Origin of the sequence: Paraburkholderia sp., assembly GCF_035501035.1 — a bacterium.
GTDB lineage: Bacteria > Pseudomonadota > Gammaproteobacteria > Burkholderiales > Burkholderiaceae > Paraburkholderia.
This window is the reverse complement of record NZ_DATJWR010000482.1, coordinates 1-2061: the sequence shown is the minus strand read 5'-3', so window position 1 is coordinate 2061 and position 2061 is coordinate 1. Positions and strand designations below refer to the sequence as shown.

Below are 2061 nucleotides of genomic sequence, written 5' to 3'. Positions count from 1 at the left end.
TACTGAAGGGTCAGGAAGTCGCCGCGATTGACGAGGTTGCGTAGCTGGACGCCGATCTCAAGCGGATTGCGGCGCCCAAAGTCGTGAGCGCCTTCCGCGCCCTCGCCTGCTTCCTGTGGATTCGACTGAACGGTATTCATCGGCTTGCCGGAAATTCGTGAACGTGCCGGCGCGAGCGTGGACCTTCCCCGTACGCGCCGTTCGGGCGGTTGTGCTACCCGTTTTGCTTTTCTCTCTCGCCTGCATTAGCGGCAGGCCGATCCAAAAATTTAGGGATTCGGCGTAAAAAAAAAGCGCGCCCATTCCCGGCATCTCGAGCGCTGGCGCGGCAACTTCCCGCTACCGCACCGAAGCAACGTTTTCGGCCGGCTAACTTACGCCATCCGCTGCATGATCGTCAGAAGCTTTTTCGCGTAGTGCGGGTCGGTGGCGTAGCCCGCGCGCTGCATGCCATGCGCGAAGCTCTCGGCCGTCTTCGCGCCGTTGATCACCTGCGCGTAGCGCGGATTGCTCTTGAGCAACGTGGCGTAGTCGGTCATCGCGTCCTCGTACGAGTCGTAGGCGCGGAACTTCTCCACCACGCGGTGCGGCTGGCCGTTCACATACTCGGTCGTGACCGTCGAGACGGTCTTGCCGGCCCAGTCGCTGCTCGCCTTGATGCCGAACACGTTGTGGCTCGTCGAGCCGTCGGCCTTCTTGATCTCGCGCTTGCCCCAGCCCGATTCGAGCGCCGCCTGGCCGAGGATGAAGCGCGCCGGAATGCCCGTGGTCGAGCTCGCCTGCTGCGCGGCGTTGGCGAGCTTGTCGACGAAGGCCTCCACCGAAGCGTCGCCGTTGCCCTTGAGCGGCGGCGTGAGCGCGTTGTTGCCGCTGTAGCCCGCGCCGCCCGCGAGCGACCCGTTGGCCGCCGCGTTGCCGTAGGCGCGGCCGAGCGCGTTGAGCATGGCGAGGTTGCCTTCGTTCGCGTCCGAGCCCGAGAGGCCCGCGATCGCGCCCGCCACGCCGCCGGCGCCACCGGCACCGTTTGCGCCATCGGCGCCGCCCATGCTGCGCATGAGCTGCTTGATCATCGCGTTCGCCACGCCGATGCCCTTGTTCGACATCTGCTGCGAGAGCTGCTGGTCGAGCATCGAGGTGAACTGCTTGCTGTCGTTGGAATCGAGCGGGCTGTCGTCGGGCGTCGCGTCGCGCATGCTCTTGAGCATCATCTGCGTGAACACGGCGTCGAATTGTTTGGCAGCCATCTTCACGCCCTGCTGGGGCGAGGCGTTGGCGGCCGAGCGCATGGCGTCGAAGCCCTGCACGTCGAGCGCGAAGCGGTTGGTGAGGTCGAGGCTGCCGCCAACGTTGTTCGTGTTATCCAAGTTTCACCCCTTAGATGATCTCGAGGTCGGCGCGCAGGGCGCCCGCTGCCTTCATCGCCTGCAGGATCGACATGAGGTCGGCCGGCGTCGCGCCGAGCGCATTGAGCGCCTTCACGACTTCGGCGAGATTGGCGCCCGCCGTCACGAGCTTGAGCGACCCGTTGTCCTGCTTCAGCTGAATCTGCGACTGGCGCGCCGCCACCGTGTTGCCGTTCGAGAACGCGCCCGGCTGGCTCACCACCGTCTGCGTGTTCACGACCACCGAAAGATTGCCATGCGCGACCGCGCAGCTTTCGAGCGTCACCATCTGGTTCATCACGATCGAGCCGGTGCGCGCGTTCAGGATCACCTTCGCGGCCGGCTGGGCCGGCGTCACGTTGAGGTCCTGCACCTGCGCGATGAAGCCCACCTGAGCTGAAGGGTCGGCGGGGCCGTGCACCTGGATCGTGCGGCCGTCGAGCGGCATGGCCACGCCCTCGCCGAACATGTTGTTGATCGCCGCGACGATACGCTGGGTCGTGTCGTAATCCATGTCGTTGACGGTCATCGTGAGGATGCCGCCTTGCTGCGAGACGGGCGAGACCACCGCGCGCTCGACGATCGCGCCGGCTGAGATGCGGCCCGCCGCGAGCTGGTTCACCTGAACCTTGCTGCCGTTGGCCGAGGCGCCCGCGCCGCCCACGGCCACGTTGCCCTG

The 2061-nt window shown here is 66.0% G+C and carries 2 protein-coding genes and 1 pseudogene; all 3 read right to left on the bottom strand.

Annotated elements, in window-relative coordinates; genetic code table 11:
• Nucleotides 1-140: pseudogene (locus VMJ11_RS33175) on the bottom strand (flagellar brake protein); the annotation flags it as partial.
• 234 nt (nucleotides 141-374) lie between these two features.
• Nucleotides 375-1364: a flagellar assembly peptidoglycan hydrolase FlgJ gene (flgJ, locus tag VMJ11_RS33170; protein ID WP_325625346.1), complete on the bottom strand. Its 990-nt coding sequence runs from the start codon at nucleotides 1362-1364 to the stop codon at nucleotides 375-377.
• A gap of 10 nt (nucleotides 1365-1374) precedes the next feature.
• Nucleotides 1375-2061, bottom strand: a 687-nt coding sequence (locus tag VMJ11_RS33165) for a flagellar basal body P-ring protein FlgI (protein WP_325625344.1), incomplete at its 5' end; no start/stop codon positions are given.